Raw genomic sequence first — 18,737 nt, 5'->3', positions numbered from 1 at the left:
GTGAAGATCACCTCGGTCACCCCGCTGCCGATGCGCTGCTTGTCCGCCAACGGTCCGATGACATTCTTCGTCGTCAGGATCGAGACCGATACAGGGCTCGTCGGATTCGGCGAAAGTTGCGACTGCTTCGGCATCTCCTACCCCACTGTGCACGCTGCTGTGATCCGAGATGCATTCGCTCCGTTGATCATCGGGGAGACACTCGATGCCGTCGAACCGCTGATCACCAAGATCAGGCGCGCTACCCGCCGAGAACTGGGCGAGAGTTGGGCGAGCGCGCAGGCTCGAAGCGCAATCGAAATTGCGCTATGGGATCTCGTCGGCCAGGAACAGAGGAGATCGGTCTCCTCACTGCTCGGCCGTGTGCGGGATCGAATCCCCGTGTACGCAGGCAGCAGTCCGTTCCTCGACGACCACCCCGCGGAGTTCCACTTGAAGCAACTCGAGCCCATGCTCGACCGCGGAGTGCGCCACGTCAAGCTGCGCACCGGGCCCCGCCCCGACGCAGCCGTCGACACGCTCGCAGACCTGCGTCGGCTCCTCGGGCATGACATCGAGATGATGGTCGATGCCAGCGAGTCTCTCGACCTGCCGACCACTGCGAGGCTGTCGGACAGGATGGCCGAGCTGGACATTCGGTGGTTGGAGGAGCCGCTACTGCAGTCTCGGCACCGGGCACTCGCGGTGGCCGCGACTCGCAGCCGCATTCCGATCGCCTCGGGCGAACATCTGTTCAGCGCGGAGGAAGCTTCGGCAGCGCTGAGCGCGGGTGAGATTTCCGTCGTTCAACCCGATCCATGCATCTCCGGCGGTATCGCCGAGGCACGGCAGATCGCCGCGATGGCCGCAGCATTCGGCGTTCGGGCCGTCTTGCATTACCACGCGGGCCTTATCGGTCTGGGCGCAGTGCTCCAGGTCGCGGCCTCGGCACCCGACGTCGATCTGCTCGAGTACCCGATACATCTGGACACAGTGCTGCGCACCCAATCCGGGAGCGACGATTTGGGAATCGCCGCGATAGACGACGGATGCCTCGCTCTGCCGGACGGACCGGGACTCGGGGTCACTCTCCTCCAGTCCGCCTTCGACGAAGGCTCGTTCGTATGAGAGTGATGGTTACCGGTTCGCGAGGAAAAGTCGGTCGTGCAGCAGTGAAGGCGCTCAGCGACGCAGGCCATGACGTCCACGGCGTCGACCTGGCGTCTCCGAACTACGACGACCCCTTGCCCTACGTTCGAGCTGACGTCACCGAAGCCGCCGACATGTTCGCAGTCATCCGAAACGTAGACGCAGTGGTACATGCAGCGGGAATCCCGGAGCCGACCAAAGACGTTGCGCACAAGGTTTTCTCTACCAACACGATGGGGACCTTCAACGTAATCGAAGCCTGCGTCGCCGCTGGGGTGTCACGCCTTGTCAACATCTCGAGCGACAGTGTCCCTGGATACACCTGGTCGGGGGGCCGAATCACGCCGTCGAGGTACCCCATCGACGAGACGCATGCGAATTCACCCATCGACCCGTACGCACTGTCCAAACTGTTCGGCGAGCAACTGTGCGACGCCGCATGCAGGCGAGCCGAAATCGATGCCGTCTCCATCCGCGCAACCTGGGTGATCACACCCGAGACCTACGCCGCCAACCTCGGACCCATCACCGCAGATCCAACGATCGGCAGTGCGGTCTTCTGGTCCTACATCGACGTTCGCGACCTCGCCGACCTGATAGTCCTCGCCACCGAGCAGCCTGTCTCCGGACACGAAGTCGTCTTCGCCGCCGCCGAGGACAACATCGGCGGACGTGACATCCGGAACGCAATCGAAACGGCGTATCCCGACGTCACCATCGATCGAATCGAACGCGCGGATGCAGGTGGATACGACATCACCAAGGCGCGCAGGTTGTTCGGCTGGAAACCCGTTCACAGCTGGCGGGACCACCTCGTGGAGCCGAGATGAAAAGCTAGAAGTTCCAGCTTGCCAGCGACGCGCCCGCTCCGGCCCGGGCGGTGAAGACCGTCGGCGCAGGGAAGCCGCCGTCCTCGATGTCGCTCTCGACCGCTGCGGTGATGCGGTCGACGTCGGGTGCCGGAACGAGTGCGATCACGCATCCCCCGAAACCGCCTCCGGTCATGCGTGCGCCGAGAGCTCCGTGCGCACCGAGCGATTCGGCGATGAGATCGATGTGGGGTGTGGTGATCTCGAAGTCGTCGCGCATCGAGGCGTGCGATTGGTCCATCAGAGCACCGACCCGACGAAAGTCACCACTCGCCATGGCTTTCGCGCACTCGAGTACACGTTGATTCTCGCTGAGGACATGGCGGGCTCTCGCCCGATCGACTGCATCCTCGATCCGATCCAGAACGTCCTCGCCCTGTACCTCTCGCAGAGTTTCGACGCCCAGCTCCCGCGCCGCGCGGGTACACGACTCGCGACGTGCCCGGTACTCCCCTGTCGAGTGCTGATGCGCCGCATTGGAATTGACGACCAACAGCGCCAGATCGTGCGCGTCGAGCTCGAACGCAACCGGTTCGACGGACGAGGTTTCGAAATCGATGAGCAGCGCCCGGTCGACCTCGCCGCCCAACGACGCCAGCTGATCCATCAGCCCCGTCGGCGCACCCACGAAATCGTTCTCACCGCGCTGCGCGAGCCGTGCGACGTCCAGAGGTTCGAGTTCGGTTCCGGTGGCCGCGTTCATGATTAGGAGCACGGCACATTCGAGGGCCGCCGAGGAGGACAGACCCGCTCCGATGGGCACGTCGCTGTGAACGCTCATCGCGCCTCCGACGACGGGGTGTCCTGCCTGCGCGAGCGCCCAGACCACACCGGCCGCGTAGGACGCCCAGCCGTCGACGTCACCGGGCTGCGCAGTCACGTCGAACGCGGAACCGGCGCCCTCTTCGTCGCTGCTCAGCGTGATTCGGTCCGACCCGTCCGGCTCGAACGTCACCGTGGTGCGTTCCTCGAGTGCGATGGGCATCGCGAAACCGAGGTTGTAATCGGTGTGCTCGCCGATCAGGTTGATCCGCCCTGGCGCGTACGCCGTGTACGTGGTCACAATGCCTTCAATCTGTCGGCCATCTGCTCGGGGGTGACGTCGGTGATGAACGCGTCCATTGCCGATTCGGATCCGGCCAAGTACTTGAGTTTGGTCTCCGACCGTCGCACCGACATAAGCTCGATGTGAAAGTACCCGTCCGCCTGGATTCCGTCGGACCGATACTGATGCAAGGCCGAGATGTACGGCAGCGGTGCCGGATACATCCGGTCGAAACGGCCCAGAACGTCGAGGTAGACGTCGGTCAGCGAGTCGAGTTCGTCCTCGGTCAGATCCACCAGACTGTGGACGTGTCGATTCGGGTAGATGTGCACCTCGACGGGCCAGCGAGCCGCGAACGGGACGAATGCCGTGAAGTGCTCGCCGGACACCAGCACCCTACGGCCGTCGGCGATCTCCTGCGCGAGGATATCGCCGAACAAGTTTCGTCCGTGGACCGCGGCGAACTCGCGAGCCTGACGCAGCATCGACGTCGTCCGCGGCGTCAGGTACGGGTACCCGTAGATCTGCCCGTGCGGATGAGACAGCGTGACGCCGATGTCCTCCCCTCGGTTCTCGAAACAGAAGACCTGCTCGATGCCGTCGCGTCCCAACAGATCTGCGGTTCGCTCGCGCCACACGTCGACGACGAGACGAGCATGGTCGTGAGGGAGATCAGCGAAGGACGCCGTGTGGTTGCTGGAGAAACAGATGACCTCGCAGCGCCCGATTCCGAGGGCCTGCAGATCACCGTCGTGCAGAATCGGTGCATCGAGTCCTGCGTGCGACAGACTCGGAAAGCGATTCTCGAACACGACCACGTCGTAATCCGCTGCAGGAACTTCACTTCTGTCTCCGCCCGGCGACGGACACAGAGGGCACTGATCCGCGGGCGGCTTGTACGTACGGTCCTGCCGCAACGCCGCGATCGCAACCCAGTCGCCGGTCTGACGGTCACGCCGTACCTCCGACTGCGCCCCGTTCGGTCGTGCGGCCAAAGGCCGAACATCCGGAACAGGGTGAGCGACGTTGCCGGGCAACGAGAAGAAGAGGATCTCCCGGCCGTCGGCGAGCTCGGCACGAACGGGGTGCTGCGTGGTCATGATTTCTCCGTCTCGGCTACCAGGATGTTCTCCACGTGCGGTGCCAACGCGGCCCTGTCGGCCACGGCGAGACCGTCGTCGACGACGAGTGTGTCGATGTCCGACATCCGCCCGAACACGTTGGTGCCCACTTCTCGATATTTGGTGTTGTCGGCCAACACGAACAACCGTCGACTGGTTGCGATGAGCCGACGATTGGTCTCGGCCTCGGCGATGTTCGGTGTGGTCAAGCCGGATTCGATGTCGAAACCGTGCACACCGAGGAACACTGCGTCGACGCGGAACACGTTGAGAGCCGCATTGGCGATCGGCCCGACGAGCGCGTCCGACGGGGTGCGCGAGCCCCCGGTGAGATACACGACAGGATTGGGCTCGTCGGGATGTCCGGTGAGCTCCTGAAAGATCGAAATCGAGTTGGTGACAACGGTGATGGCGTCACGACCCCTGAGCAGTTTCGCGAGTTCCAGCGTCGTGGTGCCGGCACTGACGGCGATGGTCATTCCGTCCTCGACTGCACCGAGGGCTGCACGGCCGATAGCGACCTTCTCGGCGTGCTGCCGAGCTGCCTTCGCCGTCGACGGTGGTTCGATTCCTCGGTTCCCCCGCACGATTGCTCCGCCGTGGACCTTGCGGAGCACTTGACGCTCGTCCAGAACGTCAAGATCACGCCGGATCGTCATCTCCGAGACACCCAGGAGATCTGCCAGGTCGACCACCTTGACTGCGCCGTCGGTATGCAGCGCCGCCAGGATCGCGGAGTGGCGTTCCGCTGCCAGCATCGGCACCTACCTCTGATTCGGGGCACGACTGAATCGGTGCACCAGCGACCTTGATGAATCGAACATTACCAAACAGAACCGGACACAAATGCGGGAACGGATGTACGCAATTGTTTGAACCTGTTACTTTGTGTTCACATCGCTCACACCAGTGAGCCAGCTCACTCAACCAGGGAGGTTGACGCGTGACGTCGACTCTTGCGGCAGAAGGCGTGCTTTCGTTCAACACGAACGCGCTGGACTACGTGCTCATCGCCGTGTATTTCGTGTTCGTTCTCGGGATCGGCTACGTAGCCCGCCGACAGCTCTCCACCAGCTTGGACTTCTTTCTCTCGGGACGCAGACTTCCCGCGTGGGTCACCGGCATCGCCTTCGTGTCGGCGAACCTCGGCGCCGTCGAGATCATGGGCATGTCCGCGAACGGCGCCCAGCTGGGCCTCGCCACCATGCATTACTACTGGATCGGTGCTATCCCTGCGATGCTGTTCCTCGGCATCGTGATGATGCCGTTCTACTACGGCTCCAAGGTGCGCAGCGTCCCCGAGTTCATGCGCAAACGATTCGACACCAAAGCCCACCTCGTCAACGCCATCAGTTTCGCCGTCGCACAGATCCTGATCGCGGGCGTCAACCTGTTCCTTCTGGCCACCGTCGTGAAAGTCCTTCTCGGATGGTCACTGTGGGTCTCGCTCATCGTGGCCGCAGCCATCGTGCTCACCTACACCGTCCTCGGTGGCCTCTCCGCAGCGATCTACAACGAGGTGCTGCAGTTCTTCGTCATCCTCGCCGCCCTGGTTCCGCTGACGGTGATCGGTTTGATCAAGATCGGCGGGTGGTCCGGCCTCAAGGACAAGGTCGTACCGACGGTCACCGACGGCACCGTCACTGCCTCGACGGGAGAACAACTCTCGTCGTGGCCGGGGCAAGCGCTGAGCGGGTTCGACTCACCGATCCTGTCCGTGATCGGCATCGTGTTCGGTCTCGGATTCGTCCTGTCCTTCGGATACTGGACGACCAACTTCGTCGAGGTCCAGCGCGCGATGGCGTCGAGTTCGATGTCCGCGGCGCGCCGCGCACCGATCATCGGTGCGATCCCGAAGATGCTGGTGCCCTTCGTAGTCGTGGTCCCCGGCATGATCGCCGCCGCCGCGATCGGAGACATGATCAACCTGAAGGAAAACGGGACCGGCGACATCACGTACAACGACGCGATGCTGTTGATGATGCGAGACATCCTCCCCAACGGCCTGCTGGGCGTGGCCGTCGCCGGCTTGATGGCTGCATTCATGGCAGGTATGGCGGCGAACATCTCCGCGTTCAACACCGTCTTCAGTTACGACCTGTGGCAGCAGTACATCGTCAAGAATCGCGAGGACGGTTACTACATAACCGTCGGTCGCGTCGCGACTGTCGCCGCAACGATTCTCGCGATCTTCACCGCGCTCATCGCGTCGGGTTACTCCAACTTGATGGACTACCTGCAGACGCTGTTCGGTTTCTTCAACGCTCCCCTGTTCGCCACATTCATCCTCGGTATGTTCTGGAAGAAGATGACGCCCGCAGCGGGATGGATCGGACTCGTCTCGGGCACGTCCGCAGCGGTCCTGGTGTTCATTCTGTCGGAAGTCGGCGTGATCAACCTTCCAGGACAGGGCATGCCGTTCGTCGCGGCGTCGGCTGCATTCGTCGTCGACATCGTGGTCAGCATCGGCGTCAGTATGGTGACACAGCCGAAACCGGCGAAGGAACTCGTGGGATTCGTCTACTCGGAGACTCCGCGCGACATGTTCACCGACCCCGAAGATGCCACGAGCCCCTGGTACAAGCGGCCGGTTCCATTGGCGGGCTTCGCGCTCGGCCTCGTCGTCGTCCTCAACATCGTCTTCCACTAGAGGAGAACCGGAAATGACTACACCCGACAAGAACCCCGGCCTGGTGGCGCGGTTGTTCGACATCCGTTCCGTCATCGGCGCACTGCTCGGCATCTACGGGATCCTGCTGACCCTCGCCGGCCTGTTTCCGTCGGTTTTCGGTAACAAGACCCACTCGTCGCCGTCCAACAACGTCGTCGACATGAGCGTCGGTACCAGCGCCAACCTGTGGGTCGGACTGGTGATGCTCGCAATCGCACTGATCTTCGGCGCCTGGGCCATCGCCCGGCCCGCAGTCGTGGGCGACGCACCGGGCGAATAGCCGACTCCGTCGCACGTGCGTGGAAATGTAGGCCTTGGCCTACATTTCCACGCGCAGCGGGAACGCTCACCTCACCGTGTTTAGAAGCCCGTCGAACCGTCAATCCACGGTTTCGAGCGGGGACAGCCCCTCGCTCCCAGAAGTCAGGTCGACCGGAAGGTTTTCGATGAGCATCAACGACGACGACATCACCACCAGCGGATCCGGCGGAGAAGGCCCCGCTGACGGTGGATCCAACCCCAACGGCCACGACGGCGGAGCCGACGGCACCGCAGGCCCGGGTGAAGGACCCGCAGACGGCGGATCCAACCCCAACGGCCACGACGGCGGAGCCGACGGCACGGCAGGCCCCGGCGAAGGACCCGCAGACGGCGGTTCCAACCCGAACGGACACGACGGCGGTGCGGACGGCTCGGCTTGAGCGACATGCACGCAGACCAGCGCGGACCGGAATTCCGGTCCGCGCTCGGTCGTCTGATCTCCATTCCCGAGCGTGCTTTCGCCGACGAGGTATGGGGGCGCACGCCGTTGCTCACCCGCGCCTCGGAACTGAATCGCACGTTCGAGGATCTACTAACGCCCTCCGACGTCGACGAACTGGTGTCCCACCGCGGCGTCCGTACGCCCTTTGCGCGGATGGCCAAAGACGGAGCGCTCCTGGACAAGTCCGAGTTCACGTCGTCGGCCGGCTTCGGGGCCGAGATGCCCGATCAGCTCGACTCGTCCGCTGTGTTGTCCGCGTTCGCCGACGGACACACGCTGGTGTTGCAAGGACTTCATCGGCTGTGGCCGCCCCTGATCGACTTCACCCGTGATCTGGTCGACGATCTCGGCCATCCCAGTCAAGTCAACGCGTACATCACCCCCGCCGCCTCGACGGGATTCTCGCCGCACTACGACGTGCACGACGTGTTCGTCCTACAGATCAGTGGCGAGAAGCGGTGGATGATTCACCCTCCCGTCCACACGCATCCATTGTCGAACCAACCGTGGTCCGACCGGCGCGAAGCCGTCGAGAAGCAGGTAAGCAACACGCCGTACCTCGACACCGTCCTGACGCCCGGTGACGTCCTCTATCTGCCGCGGGGATGGATTCATTCCGCGGAAGCATTGGGCGACACGACGATCCACCTCACCATCGGCGTGGCGTCGTTCAACAACTACGACATCGCACATCGCGTTCTCGGCGCTCTCCAGGACGACGCGCGCATTCGCGAGCCATTGCCCGCTGGGCTCGACCTGACGGATCCGGACGCAACCGCACCTCACGTGGACCGAGTACTCGACGACGTCGCAGCGGCATTGGAACGCATCCGATCGGATCCGGAGGAACGACGCTCGATCGCCGACGAATTGGCCGCGCGCCTGGTCGCGATCACTCGACCGGCACCGATCGATCCGCTGCGCACGGTCGCGTTCATCGCCTCCCTCGACGCTGCTTCCGTAGTCACATGGAGGCAGGGGCTGTCCCCTCGCATCACCCGCAGCAACGGACGGGTCCACGTCGGCCTTCGCGACAAGACGATCTCCCTACCCGACGAGTGCGCCGATGCACTCGACGATCTCCGCAGCGGACAACCCCGCCGTGTCGCGGACATGCGCGGTCTCGACCCCGACAGCGCGCTGGTGGTGGCGAAACGGCTGCTCAGGGAGGGCATCATCGTGCCGTCGGAGTGAACTGCACCCCCACGTATAGTTAGCCGAGTGAACGGAATCGCAGGTGGCCGCCGCGTCTCACTCACGGCAGCCGCGGGTCTTGCCGCTGCTATGGGCGTCGGCCGGTTCGTCTTCACCCCGCTCCTACCGATCATGGTCGATTCGGCTGGAGTCACGCCGAGCAGCGGTGCGGTCATCGCGACGGCCAACTACACCGGCTACCTCGTCGGCGCGATACTTCTGTCGCTCCGACCCACCCTCAACAGCACAACAGCGTTCCGCACCTGGGTCGCTCTGCTCGTCGTCAGCGAAATTGCGATGGCGTTCGCCGACGGCACCTTCGCGTTCTCGATGCTCCGGTTCGTCGCCGGTCTGGCGAGCGCCGCCGTGTTCCTCGGCTGCGCGAGCACCGTCGCGCGGCACGTCGGCGCGTCACCCGGCATCGCGTTCGGCGGTGTCGGAGCGGGAATCGCCGCGTCCGGCATTCTCACTCTCGTTGCAGCACCTCACCTTTCGTGGCAGGCATTGTGGATCGCGTCCGCTGTACTGACGGCCGTCGTCATCGCCCCCACGCTCGCGCTCGATATTCACGCCGAGTCCAGGCGGACCGACGGAAACGTCGGGCCCTCGCCGCAGGAACGCCGAATCTGGCGAGTGCTGCTCGCTGCGTACTTCCTCGAAGGACTCGGATACATCATCGTCGGTACCTTCCTCGTCGCCGCCGTCGGCGGACACGGAAGCTCGTCGGTCGGTCCCGCGGTATGGATCGTCGTCGGTTGCGCCGCAGTTCCGGCAACCGTGCTGTGGCACGCGGTCGCCCAACGCGTCACACCGTCGCGAGCACTCGTCGCCGCATTCGGCCTACAGACCGTGTCCGCGATCCTGCCTGCAGTCAGCGACAGTCCCGCGGTCGCACTCGTCGCCGCAGTTCTCTTCGGCGGCACGTTCATGGGCATCACCATGCTGACCATGGGCATGGCCGGCGGCCTGCCCATCGGGAGAACTGCAGCAACACTGACGACCGTCTACGGCATCGGACAGGTCATGGGTCCACTCGTCGTCGCCCCAGCGCTCGGTGACTCCTACTCCATCGCGTTCGTGGTGGCGGCGGTCGTGCTGGCACTGGGTACGGCGGGAGCCGTCCTCGCCGCGCGACTGCACACGAACTGAACGAACCCTGGCACCATGTGGTCATGAAGGCCATCGCTCGACTACTGCTCGGCGCATTCCTCATGTTCGCAGGCTTCAGCCATCTGTTCTGGGCGCGCACAGAATTCGCCGCACAGGTACCGACCTGGGTTCCTCTGGACACCGACTTCGTCGTTCTCGCGTCGGGCGTCGTCGAGATTGCCCTGGGGCTTGCGCTCGTGTTCGTCCGCAGGCCGGCAGTGGGCTGGATCGTCGCAGCATTTTTCGTGGCGGTGTTTCCAGGCAACATCAGCCAGTTCCTGACACACACCGATGCATTCGGCCTCGATACCGACGCCGCACGCGGAATCCGGTTGCTGTTTCAGCCCCTGCTGATCGTGTGGGCGCTGTGGTGTACCGATGCGATAGGACGACACCGAAGAGTAGCGTCGCGATCATGACGTCCTGGCGAGACTCCGAGTCGGTGAATCTCATGCTCGACGAGCTCGAGACCTGGGCCGTTGTGGGACTGTCCGGTAATCCGCAGCGCACCGCCTACGACATTGCCTCCCTCCTTCAACGCAGGGGCAAACGCATCGTCCCGATTCACCCGAACGCGCCGACGGTTCTCGGGGAACAGGGATACGCGACGCTCGCCGAGGTGCCGTTTCCAATCGATGTCGTCGACGTGTTCCGTCGATCAGAGCAAGCAGGCCAGTTCGCCGACGAGGCTGTCGCCGTGGGCGCGAAGGGCGTGTGGTTTCAACTGGGCGTCATCGACGAAGCCGCCTTCACCCGGACTCTCGCTGCCGGAGTTCCGATGGTGATGGACACCTGCCCGGCCATCGAGTGGCGTCGCCGCTGATCTACTGATCGGCACCCCGAATTCCCTTGTGCTTCTCGCCGGGGTCAGTATGAAGGAAGGAACTGATTACTTGGACCAAGCAACGAGGTAGGCATGAGCGACGCAGCAGCGATCGGCGACGGGATCCTCCAGATCCCCGTCCCCATCACCGACAGTCCGCTCGGCCACACGCTGGTGTACGCCATGGAGTCGCCCGGCGGCCTCGTCCTGGTCGACGCGGGATGGGACGACGACAACGCATGGGCCGGCCTCACCTCCGGATTGGAAGCCGTCGGACACTCCATCACCGACGTCGAGGGCGTAGTGCTGACGCACTTCCATCCCGATCACACCGGGCTGTGCGGTCGAGTCCGCGCGGCGTCGGGAGCGTGGGTCGCGATGCACGAGGCCGATCACGCCGAGTTCCACAAGATGACCGCACCGCGGGGCCCCGAATGGCTCGATCGTCAGCGAGCGAACATGATCGCTGCCGGTGCACCGAACGCCGACATAGCCGCCTGGCAGGAACTCGATCTACAGCCGCCGACCGGACCGGATTCGGCGCCCGATCGCATACTGCGCGACGGAGACACGATCGACCTGACCGGACGAGGACTGCGCGCTGTCTTCACCCCCGGTCACACGCCTGGTCACGTGTGCTTCCACCTGCCCGACGCCGACGTCATGTTCACCGGCGACCACGTCCTGCAGAAGACGACACCTCACGTCGGCAACTTCGTCTACCCGCTCGAGGAGAGAGACGCACTTGCAGAGTTCTTCGACTCGCTGCGTCACGTGCAGTCCATGAACGTGACGCGCGGACTGGGTTCTCACGGAATCGGTATCGACGACGTCGGAGTGCGCGCGGGCGAACTCATCGAGCACCACGAAGAACGATTGGACCATCTGTACGAGGCTTTCGCCGACGACGAGATCACCGTCTGGGAGGTCGCCGAACGCATGAAGTGGTACAAACCCTGGAGCGATATCTCCCCGTTCCACAAGACCCTCGCACTGTCCGAAGCCGCCGCGCACCTTCGAAGCCTGGTGTCTCGCAATCAGGTTGCCCAGGTCCCCGGCTCGTCACCCGCGCTCTTCGCCCGAATCTGACGCAGCGGGAGGCGTCATCTCGAGGCGGACGCCCATGAGCCGAACCTTGCGAGAGTGGTCCAACCTCTGCACCAATGCTGCCGCCGCGTCGGAAATGATCCGAGGATCGAAGGTAGGCGGTCCGTCGAGTGCAGCTGTGGTGGTGTGGGTTTCGAAAGGCGCGTAACGCACCTTCAGCGTCACTCGCACGGCAGGTCTGTCCTCTGCGACGAGATCCTCACGCACCTTCAGCGCCAGAGACCTCACCTCGGCAGTGATGGCCTCCCAATCCTCCAGGTTTTCCTGAAACGTGGTTTCCCGGCTGTGAGAACGAGCGATCCACGGCGCTGCGGACACCGGGGACAGGTCGACCCCTCGCCCTTTGGTTCCGATCCACGGCCCGGTTTTCGGACCGAACGCAGCCGCCAGGGCCGAATCGTCGGTCGCCGCCAACTCCGACACCGTGGTGATACCGAGACTCGCAAGCTTCTTCGCGGTCTTCTTCCCGATTCCCCACAACGCATCCGTCGGGCGGTCTCCCATCACCTCGAACCAGTTGGCGGACGTCAAGGTGTAGATACCCTGCGGCTTGCCGAAATCCGTTGCAATCTTCGCGCGTAACTTGTTGTCCCCGATGCCGACTGAACAATGCAGCCCGGACGCATCCAACACCGTGTCGTGGACCCCGCGTGCGAAGGACACCGGATCCTCGGTCTCGACGCCGAGAAACGCCTCGTCCCAACCCATCACTTCGACCACCACGTTCAAGCTTCGGAGTGCGTCCATCACGATGTTCGACGCCGCCGCATATGCCTCCCCGTCGACCGGCAGGAAGATCGCGTCGGGCAGCTTCTTGAAAGCGACCCTCAACGGCATCCCCGATCCGACGCCGAACGCCCGCGCCTCGTAGGAGGCCGTCGACACCACTCCCCGTTCCGTCGGATCGCCCCTACCGCCGACCACCACCTGCTTTCCCGCCAGCTCGGGGTTGCGCAGCACCTCCACTGCCGCAATGAACTGATCCATGTCCACATGCAACACCCACCGTCGGCGCACAGATGCGGTCATGCCGCCCATTCTGCGCCACCCCCGCGCCGCGCGTCGATCCCCGGTCGGGGATGTCGCCGCGGGCCGGACAGACACGCGTCGTTCGCTCGAACGAAGCGCTACCCCTTGTGTGCCACACTCCCATCATGGAGTCGAACGCTGTCGAGATCACGGTCGTCGGCCGAGGCCAGGCGACGTACCCGCCGGAGCGATGCACGGTGTCCCTGTCGGTCCGAACCGACGGCCGCACGGCCGAGGCTGCGGCCGAACCCGCTCACCGCCTGGTCAGAGAGCTGACCGGCTTGATCGATCCGCTGTACAACCCTTCGAGCGGCCCGATCGACGCATGGGTTCTCGATCAGGTGCGGCACTCGCGGTCCAGGCCGTTCAACCACAACGGGGAACAGTTGCCGTACGTCTATCAGGCGCTTGCGTCGATCGAGGTGAAGTTCAGCCAGATCGACGTGGTCGACGCGTTCGTCTATGCGGTGTCGGCACTCGACGGCGTGGACATCGGCCACTTCGATTGGTCGCTGACCGAAGCGACGTCGGCCGAGAACACCCGTCAGGTCCGCGCGAGTGCCGTCCAGGACGCACTGAGCAAGGCAGAGGTATTCGCGCACAGCGTGGGCCGATCGACGGTCAGTGCCCGTGCGATAGCGGACCCGGGACTTCTCGGTGTTGCAACCGCATCCCATCAGGACTATGTGGTCGCATCTCGAGCCTACGCAGCAACCGACGACGGATTCGAACTCAAACCACAGGACATCGTCATTCGCGCCGAAGTTCACGCAAGATTCGTCGCAACCTGACACCTCGATGCGGTCGTCGAGAGGTGGCCGTGCCGCCCCACTGGCATCATGCAGTCGGAGCGAATCCCGGAACCGAGGACAGTGTCTCGAACGTGCGTTGCCTTCCCCATTCGACATGGGAGTACGCAACGGCCGCAGCAAGTTCGGGATTACCTTCGGCTATTGCATCGACCAACGAGACGTGTTCGCGGTGTCTGATGCTGGGGTCGCGCTCCATGTTCGCGACGTTGAGCCGGTTGCTGCGTTCCCGTAGGGGCTCCATGATGACGACGAAAAGCCGGTTGTCTGCCAGCGATTCGATCGTGGCGTGAACGCCGCCGCTCTCGCGGTGGAACGACGGTAGGTCGCCTGCGTGCAACGCATCTCCGGCGCGCGTCACCGCATCGACGAGCGCCGACGCGTCGGCGCCCACCGCGACCGCGGACGCCGCCTTACGGGCCGCGAGCGGCTCCAGCGCCGAGCGCAGATCGTAGAGTTCGTTCACCCCGCTCCGCGTTACCATCGTCACGACGGCCGGTCGACGCGGAGACAACGCGACGAGCCCCGCGGCCTCGAGCATAGGAAGCGCCTCACGGATCGGCACCCGGGACACATCGAGTTCAGCGCTGAGATCTCTCTCGCGCAATGGTTCACCGGCCGGTATGCGTCCATCGAGAATGCGCGCGCGAATTTCGTCGAACACACGGCGTGACAGACTCGCCGACGCTGCACCCTGTTCCATGCACTGTCCTCCATCGTCGTTCGCCCATGTGTACCAGCACCGACAGCAACACCACCCTAGGTATACCAAGAGCCCAACTCGACGATGTAGCCCCGCCAGCCCACGATGCCGGCGAGTCCGTGTTACGCCACCAGTTCATGGCTCTTACATGTGTTTAACAGAACGGAAACCCAACAGCGGACATCCGGCCGTAAATTCTCGCTGATCACTTGGTATACCAACGACGGTATCCATCGACCACCAGCCGCGAAAGGCACACCGGGATGAGCACCCTGCCCTCGTCGATGAACTCTCCACAGGATTCACCCGCCGAACGAACGACACTCGGCACACAGATCGAATCCGCGTACTCACGTATCGGCCTCACCTCCGCCCACATCGGGATCGTCGCCATGGTGTTGTTCGGCGTCTTCTTCGACGCCATCGAGCAGAACGCCGTCGGCATCTCCGGACCGGTCCTCCGCGCCGACTGGGGCCTCGGGGGCACCGAAATCGGGTTGCTCAACACCGCTACGTTCACAGCGGTTGCCCTCGGTCGCATTCTCGCGGGTGTCGTCATGGACCGCCTCGGGCGCCGAACTCTGCTGGGCGCCAACCTTCTGGTGTTCGCGTTCGGATCGCTCCTGTGCGCGGTCGCGCCCAACTACGAAGTTCTCGTCGCCGCGCGATTCCTCGTCGGCCTGGGACTCGGCGGAGAGATAGCCGTTGCGGTCATCATGCTGTCGGAGTTCTTCTCGGCTCGGCACCGAGGTACAGCCGTCGGCCTCATCAACGTCGCTGCGGCAGGACTGGGCAACATGCTCGCCCCGCTCTTCGGCGTCATCGTGTTCGCGATCTTCACCGGCGAGGATCGCTGGCGGTGGCTGTTCGGAATGCTGGTCCTACCCGCACTCGCAGTGGTGTTCTATCGGAGGTCACTGCCGGAGACTCCCCGATACCTCGCAGCCACCGGACGAATCGACGAGGCGAACACCGTCATCAACCGCCTTGCTCAGGGCAAGCTCCGAGGAACTCTCGACTCCGAGAAGGTCTATCTGGACAAGGCAACACTCGCAGCGGACACGGCTGCACCCAAGGTTCGGTGGACCGAGATGTTCGGTGCACGCTATCGCCGAAGCACGCTCGCCTTGGGTGTCGCAGTCTGCATGTCCTACGCCGCGCAAATTTCCATGCTGACACTCATTCCCATCATCCTCACCGAACGCGGGATGTCGATCACCAGCGCACTCTGGTACACGCTCGTCATGCAGTCGGGATCCTTGATCGGCGCGATCACCGCGGCCCTGATCGCCCGGAAGCTTCCCCGCAAGATCACCCTGACGGCAGGCGCAAGCCTCGGTACCGCCGCGGCACTCGGTTTCGGATTCTTCGCCACCGACATCGGACTGGTGCTGTTCTTCGGTGCACTCTTCAACTTCTCGGTGATCGTTCTGAACACCACCATCTGGCTGTTCGCCCCTGAGCAGTACCCCACTCGCATTCGCGGACTTGCCACCTCCGTCATCCTTGCCATCGGCTCTCTCTCGGGTGGCTTGTTCCCCTTGATCGCCGGAGCAGTACTGGACAGCTCAGGAGTCCCCGCGATGTTCGCCGTTCTCACCGCACTCTTCGTCGTATGCGCGGTCGCAGTTCAGTTCCCCCGAGAAACCTTCGGACACCCCATGCCAGAGGATGATTGATTCATGAGCAGCGTGCCCACGATTCTGGTGGTCAACCCCAACACCAACGCCTCGACCACCGACATGCTCGTCGCGGTTGCCGAGAAGGCCATGGACGGATCGAGATACGACGTCGTCGGAGTCACCGCAGCGTCGGGTCCGCGCATGATCGTCGACGCCGAGGCTCTTGCGGAAGCGGCCGAACATACGGTTGCTGCAGCGCTCTCCGGTATCGACGTACACAGGCCGTGTGCAGTGATCATCGGCGCTTTCGGCGATCCTGGAGTCGCGGCCCTTCGGCAGCTCGTCGACATCCCCGTCGTCGGAATCGGGCAGGCCGCAGTGTCGACGGCAGCTCGTGGAGGTCGACGCTTCGCCATCGCGACCACCACATCGCTGTTGGAACCGTCGTTGCGGGAGCTGGTCCGACACTGCAGCCCCGATGCCGATTTCGCAGGAATCTTTCTGACGGACTCCGACCCGCTCGTACTCGCCCGAGACCACGACGCCAGTGTGTTCGAACTCGGCACAGCCGTCGACGACGCCGCCGCAGCGGGCGCCGAAGCCGTGATCATCGGCGGTGGTCCGCTCAGCGACTCAGCTCGGCAACTCGCCCTCCGTACCGACGTAGTGATCGTCGAACCCGTTCCGAGCGCAGCATTGTGGGTGCTCGAACGGATGGAATCGAACCACAACTCCGATCAGGACGAACCGAACACACCGCTCATCGGGACATCTCGCCGATAGGTGACGCGATCGAACTCGCGGCCGTACTCGTCGATCGCGGAAATCGTCATCTCGCTCGGTGTGATTCCGGCAATCCCGGGAGCGACGTCGACGGAGACGAACGAGTAGTTTCTGAAGCGAACCCGAGACCACCCGACGGCTTCAGTGGCCTTCTCGCCATCGGGCGTCCAGACGTAGCTGTTCGGAACAGCGTTGTCCGGCAACTCGTTTCCTCTGTATGTCTCCTGCTCGGAGGGTTGAAATGTGTACCGAGGACGGCCGCCACCCCCTACCGTGTAATACACCGTCCCGTCGGATTTCGGATACACGACGGCGTGGTCGGCCGCCGTCCGTGTCGGGCGTCCGGCCCGGATGGGGTCGGTTCGTTCGAACACGTGATTGTGCCCTTGCAGAACCACATCCACCTCGTAGCGGTCGAACAACTTCGTCCATGCGTCGCGAACACCACCGTCGGACGCATGGGCTTCGGTAGTCGAGTAGGCACAGTGGTGGAAGAAGCACACCACGAAATCGATGTTCGGATCCGCCCTGAAGCGTTCGAGGGACCTTTCCACCCATGTGTTCTGCCTGCCGCCGCTGTAGCCGGTGTTGGCCTTGATCTCGTACGACACATCGTTGGCGTCGAGCGACAGCACGGCGACATTGCCGTACACGAACGAATAGACCGAAGGGCAGCCTGCAGGACCGTTCTCGGGTTGATCGAGCCTGGCCGCATGTCCCCCGTACCCGTTCGCACCGTACAACGCTTCCATGTCGTGGTTACCCGTGGCGAAGAACCAGGGTGTGCTCGCCGCACTTCGCTCGATGGCAGCGAAGTAGCCGTCCCACACGAAAGGGTTGTACTTGTCGAAGCCTTTCGGCTGAGTCACCCCGCTGGGAGCGAACTGAGCAGGGAGGCCGGCGCCCGACGGATCCGCGTACGCGATGTCGCCCGCCAAAACATGAAAGTCCGGTCTGCGCGCCGCAATCTGCCCGACGATGTTCGCCGCATGACGAACAGATGGCTCGTTGTCGGCTTTGTAGTACAGATCGTCGTAATCCCCTGCCTTCAGACCCGGCGGCCGAGAGGGTGTTTCATCGACACCTTGATCGCCCATCATCGTGAAGCGGAACGGAGCACTCCGTCCCGGAGGCAACGCTGTCCACACCGTCTGCACGTCACTGACGTAGCCGTCGTTTGTACGCCAGCGATAGAAATGCGGACTCTTGGGAGCCAGACCGTCGACGGGCACGTGAACGTAGAACTGCTCGGCACCGAGGATGCCGCCGTCAGTCTGCGGCACCTGACTGACCAGATTACGAACCTCCGCTGCAGTTGTCGCCCCCAGCACCGGAGTCGGCCCATGATCGAGGAACACCCCCGTCACCCCGGGATTTCGCGACAACTGAGCCGAGAATCGAAGCTGCGTGGCCGAATCCACACCGAACGACGTGTGACGACCCCCCACCGCAAGCGGCGCATCCTGCGCATACGCACGACCGGACCACGCTGCATTCCCAACGGCAGCCGCCGCAGCAGTAGCAGCCGAGCCAACCAGAAAGCGTCTCCGGGATACAGGATTCCGCTTCAGAAACGAACGAATCCAATCGTGCTGCTCCGCCATGGTCATATCAGAAGCAAGAGCCTCCGGAACTCCGGCGGCAACGGTTTCTCCTCGCGGATTCATCGGCATACCCCGACTGTTCCGCTGCAAAGAATACTTACCGACGCACACGATCGACTTGACGATGAAGCCGACGTGAACAGCGATGAAGAACGGGACGAACGAGTATCAAAAGGACCTCGCTCGACCTGCGCCTCAAACGCTCGCCGTTGTGTCACGTGCACGGCCAGGTGCTAGCACCTGGGTGAGCGTCTGGCACATGGGTGTGCGTCTGTGTCTCTGACTGGCGGAGGGGGGTGGATTCACCCTCGTGTTGT

Annotated in this window: 19 protein-coding genes; 13 read left to right on the top strand and 6 right to left on the bottom strand. The window is 63.5% G+C overall.

Annotation, left to right across the window (positions count from 1 at the left end; genetic code table 11):
• Both CH293_RS18330 and CH293_RS18325 read left to right on the top strand, forming a co-directional pair.
• Entirely contained in the window at positions 1 to 1,107 is a 1,107-nt protein-coding gene (locus tag CH293_RS18330; RefSeq protein ID WP_094721036.1) for a mandelate racemase/muconate lactonizing enzyme family protein, read from the top strand.
• Entirely contained in the window at positions 1,104 to 1,958 is an 855-nt protein-coding gene (locus CH293_RS18325) for an NAD(P)-dependent oxidoreductase (protein WP_094721035.1), read from the top strand. Before CH293_RS18330 ends, CH293_RS18325 begins: the two co-directional genes overlap by 4 nt.
• 4 nt (positions 1,959 to 1,962) lie before the next feature.
• Here the strand turns inward: CH293_RS18325 and galK are convergent, their stop codons facing one another.
• From galK to CH293_RS18310, 3 genes are read right to left on the bottom strand one after another with little or no spacing between them, the layout of a single operon-like run.
• Complete coding sequence (gene galK / locus CH293_RS18320; RefSeq protein WP_094721034.1) at positions 1,963 to 3,060, bottom strand: galactokinase; 1,098 nt, start codon at positions 3,058 to 3,060, stop codon at positions 1,963 to 1,965.
• Positions 3,057 to 4,142 (bottom strand): galactose-1-phosphate uridylyltransferase, encoded by a 1,086-nt coding sequence (gene galT, locus CH293_RS18315; RefSeq protein ID WP_094721033.1) that lies wholly within the window; start codon positions 4,140 to 4,142, stop codon positions 3,057 to 3,059. Before galT ends, galK begins: the two co-directional genes overlap by 4 nt.
• On the bottom strand, positions 4,139 to 4,921 hold the full coding sequence (locus CH293_RS18310; protein WP_094721032.1) for a DeoR/GlpR family DNA-binding transcription regulator: 783 nt from the start codon (positions 4,919 to 4,921) through the stop codon (positions 4,139 to 4,141). The genes galT and CH293_RS18310 overlap by 4 nt, the downstream gene beginning before the upstream one ends.
• Before the next feature lie 212 nt (positions 4,922 to 5,133).
• On the opposite strand from CH293_RS18310, the gene CH293_RS18305 reads away from it, so the two are divergent.
• From CH293_RS18305 to CH293_RS18270, 8 genes are all read left to right on the top strand, one after another.
• Entirely contained in the window at positions 5,134 to 6,813 is a 1,680-nt protein-coding gene (locus tag CH293_RS18305) for a sodium:solute symporter family protein (RefSeq protein ID WP_094721031.1), read from the top strand.
• Between the two features lie 13 nt (positions 6,814 to 6,826).
• Positions 6,827 to 7,114 carry a hypothetical protein gene (locus CH293_RS18300; protein WP_037111001.1) on the top strand — a complete coding sequence of 96 codons (288 nt, stop codon included), beginning with the start codon at positions 6,827 to 6,829 and terminating at the stop codon, positions 7,112 to 7,114.
• 166 nt (positions 7,115 to 7,280) lie between these two features.
• A complete protein-coding gene (locus CH293_RS18295; protein ID WP_019667678.1) occupies positions 7,281 to 7,535 on the top strand; it encodes a hypothetical protein in 255 nt (84 codons plus the stop codon).
• Positions 7,536 to 7,540: 5 nt separating this feature from the next.
• Positions 7,541 to 8,791: a cupin domain-containing protein gene (locus CH293_RS18290; RefSeq protein ID WP_094721030.1), complete on the top strand. Its 1,251-nt coding sequence runs from the start codon at positions 7,541 to 7,543 to the stop codon at positions 8,789 to 8,791.
• A 27-nt stretch (positions 8,792 to 8,818) separates the two neighbouring features.
• Positions 8,819 to 9,940: a YbfB/YjiJ family MFS transporter gene (locus CH293_RS18285; RefSeq protein WP_094721029.1), complete on the top strand. Its 1,122-nt coding sequence runs from the start codon at positions 8,819 to 8,821 to the stop codon at positions 9,938 to 9,940.
• Between the two features lie 23 nt (positions 9,941 to 9,963).
• Complete coding sequence (locus CH293_RS18280) at positions 9,964 to 10,359, top strand: DoxX family membrane protein (protein WP_094721072.1); 396 nt, start codon at positions 9,964 to 9,966, stop codon at positions 10,357 to 10,359.
• Positions 10,353 to 10,763 carry a CoA-binding protein gene (locus CH293_RS18275; protein ID WP_037111039.1) on the top strand — a complete coding sequence of 137 codons (411 nt, stop codon included), beginning with the start codon at positions 10,353 to 10,355 and terminating at the stop codon, positions 10,761 to 10,763. The genes CH293_RS18280 and CH293_RS18275 overlap by 7 nt, the downstream gene beginning before the upstream one ends.
• 93 nt (positions 10,764 to 10,856) lie before the next feature.
• On the top strand, positions 10,857 to 11,852 hold the full coding sequence (locus CH293_RS18270) for an MBL fold metallo-hydrolase (RefSeq protein ID WP_094721028.1): 996 nt from the start codon (positions 10,857 to 10,859) through the stop codon (positions 11,850 to 11,852).
• Here CH293_RS18270 and CH293_RS18265 read toward each other — a convergent pair.
• A complete protein-coding gene (locus tag CH293_RS18265; RefSeq protein WP_176460051.1) occupies positions 11,826 to 12,899 on the bottom strand; it encodes a DNA polymerase IV in 1,074 nt (357 codons plus the stop codon). The two genes, CH293_RS18270 and CH293_RS18265, sit on opposite strands and share 27 nt — an antisense overlap.
• Positions 12,900 to 13,024: 125 nt before the next feature.
• Here CH293_RS18265 and CH293_RS18260 point away from each other — a divergent pair, with 125 nt between their 5' ends.
• Positions 13,025 to 13,690, top strand: a complete 666-nt coding sequence (locus CH293_RS18260; protein WP_094721071.1) for an SIMPL domain-containing protein — start codon at positions 13,025 to 13,027, stop codon at positions 13,688 to 13,690.
• A gap of 46 nt (positions 13,691 to 13,736) precedes the next feature.
• Here CH293_RS18260 and CH293_RS18255 read toward each other — a convergent pair whose 3' ends face one another.
• The gene (locus CH293_RS18255) at positions 13,737 to 14,411 is read right to left on the bottom strand and encodes a GntR family transcriptional regulator (RefSeq protein WP_094721026.1); all 675 of its coding nucleotides are present in this window, start codon (positions 14,409 to 14,411) and stop codon (positions 13,737 to 13,739) included.
• A gap of 263 nt (positions 14,412 to 14,674) precedes the next feature.
• Between CH293_RS18255 and CH293_RS18250 the strand changes: the two genes are divergently transcribed.
• Complete coding sequence (locus CH293_RS18250) at positions 14,675 to 16,090, top strand: MFS transporter (RefSeq protein ID WP_094721025.1); 1,416 nt, start codon at positions 14,675 to 14,677, stop codon at positions 16,088 to 16,090.
• A 3-nt stretch (positions 16,091 to 16,093) separates the two neighbouring features.
• On the top strand, positions 16,094 to 16,816 hold the full coding sequence (locus CH293_RS18245; protein WP_037110983.1) for an aspartate/glutamate racemase family protein: 723 nt from the start codon (positions 16,094 to 16,096) through the stop codon (positions 16,814 to 16,816).
• Here the strand turns inward: CH293_RS18245 and CH293_RS18240 are convergent.
• On the bottom strand, positions 16,771 to 18,489 hold the full coding sequence (locus CH293_RS18240; protein WP_094721024.1) for a metallophosphoesterase: 1,719 nt from the start codon (positions 18,487 to 18,489) through the stop codon (positions 16,771 to 16,773). The two genes, CH293_RS18245 and CH293_RS18240, sit on opposite strands and share 46 nt — an antisense overlap.
• Between the last annotated feature and the right edge of the window lie 248 nt (positions 18,490 to 18,737).

The organism is Rhodococcus sp. 14-2470-1b (assembly GCF_002259415.1).
Taxonomy (GTDB): Bacteria; Actinomycetota; Actinomycetes; order Mycobacteriales; family Mycobacteriaceae; genus Rhodococcoides.
This window is presented reverse-complemented; position numbering and strand designations above follow the sequence as displayed.

What these genes read in the sequence shown, in the direction of transcription:
- CH293_RS18250 (WP_094721025.1), top strand. Translation starts at nt 14,675, where the DNA reads ATGAGCACCCTGCCCTCGTCGATGAACTCTCCACAGGATTCACCCGCC.
- CH293_RS18300 (WP_037111001.1), top strand. Translation starts at nt 6,827, where the DNA reads ATGACTACACCCGACAAGAACCCCGGCCTGGTGGCGCGGTTGTTCGAC.
- CH293_RS18270 (WP_094721028.1), top strand. Translation starts at nt 10,857, where the DNA reads ATGAGCGACGCAGCAGCGATCGGCGACGGGATCCTCCAGATCCCCGTC.
- CH293_RS18290 (WP_094721030.1), top strand. Translation starts at nt 7,541, where the DNA reads ATGCACGCAGACCAGCGCGGACCGGAATTCCGGTCCGCGCTCGGTCGT.
- CH293_RS18295 (WP_019667678.1), top strand. Translation starts at nt 7,281, where the DNA reads ATGAGCATCAACGACGACGACATCACCACCAGCGGATCCGGCGGAGAA.
- galT (WP_094721033.1), bottom strand. Translation starts at nt 4,142, where the DNA reads ATGACCACGCAGCACCCCGTTCGTGCCGAGCTCGCCGACGGCCGGGAG.
- CH293_RS18245 (WP_037110983.1), top strand. Translation starts at nt 16,094, where the DNA reads ATGAGCAGCGTGCCCACGATTCTGGTGGTCAACCCCAACACCAACGCC.
- CH293_RS18325 (WP_094721035.1), top strand. Translation starts at nt 1,104, where the DNA reads ATGAGAGTGATGGTTACCGGTTCGCGAGGAAAAGTCGGTCGTGCAGCA.
- CH293_RS18260 (WP_094721071.1), top strand. Translation starts at nt 13,025, where the DNA reads ATGGAGTCGAACGCTGTCGAGATCACGGTCGTCGGCCGAGGCCAGGCG.
- CH293_RS18310 (WP_094721032.1), bottom strand. Translation starts at nt 4,921, where the DNA reads ATGCTGGCAGCGGAACGCCACTCCGCGATCCTGGCGGCGCTGCATACC.
- CH293_RS18240 (WP_094721024.1), bottom strand. Translation starts at nt 18,489, where the DNA reads ATGCCGATGAATCCGCGAGGAGAAACCGTTGCCGCCGGAGTTCCGGAG.
- CH293_RS18280 (WP_094721072.1), top strand. Translation starts at nt 9,964, where the DNA reads ATGAAGGCCATCGCTCGACTACTGCTCGGCGCATTCCTCATGTTCGCA.
- CH293_RS18265 (WP_176460051.1), bottom strand. Translation starts at nt 12,899, where the DNA reads ATGACCGCATCTGTGCGCCGACGGTGGGTGTTGCATGTGGACATGGAT.
- CH293_RS18255 (WP_094721026.1), bottom strand. Translation starts at nt 14,411, where the DNA reads ATGGAACAGGGTGCAGCGTCGGCGAGTCTGTCACGCCGTGTGTTCGAC.